Source organism: Mycobacterium sp. 852002-30065_SCH5024008, from assembly GCF_001665645.1.
GTDB classification, from domain to species: Bacteria; Actinomycetota; Actinomycetes; order Mycobacteriales; family Mycobacteriaceae; genus Mycobacterium; species Mycobacterium paraffinicum.
Genome location: NZ_LZSZ01000075.1, coordinates 1 through 605, shown reverse-complemented (window position 1 = coordinate 605; position 605 = coordinate 1). Strand labels below are relative to the sequence as shown.

At 63.5% G+C, this 605-nt stretch carries 1 pseudogene; it reads right to left on the bottom strand.

The window, feature by feature from the left end:
* Positions 1-582 (bottom strand): annotated as a pseudogene (locus A5781_RS09410) (AMP-binding protein); the annotation flags it as partial.
* Positions 583-605: the final 23 nt, after the last annotated feature.

Sequence of the window (605 nt, the reverse complement as noted above, 5' to 3'; positions counted from 1 at the left end):
AACTAACGGCACCCCGATGGGGCTCGCTGCGCCGGCGACATCACCGGCCATGATCTCGCGTACCGAGGCATGCACGGTTGTCTCGGTGATGCCGTACATGTTGATCAGCCGCGGGGACTGCCGATGGCGGTCCACCCACCCCGCTAGACGCGCGGGCTCAAGGGCTTCCCCACCAAACACCACTGTCTTCAGCGCCAGCCGGCGGCCTAACTCCGGGGCTAATCCATCAACGGTTTGCAGCGCATAAAACGCCGACGGGGTTTGGCTTAACACGCTGACCTGTTCGCTGATCAGCAAGGCGTGGAAGTCTTCCGGAGAGGCGGTCACCGCCTCGGGCACCACCACTAACCGGCCCCCACCGAGCAGGGCACCGAAGATCTCCCACACCGAAACGTCAAAGGCATACGAGTGCCACTGTGACCACACCCCCGCCCGCTCCAGGTAGGCATCTGCCGACGCCAGCAGCTGGGTGACGTTATGGTGGGTCACGGCAACGCCTTTGGGCACCCCGGTGGTGCCCGAGGTGTAAATCAGATACGCAATACCGTCGGCGGCCGGGGCCGGCAGTGGGGTGCTGGGTTGAACATCTGTCTCTTATACACATC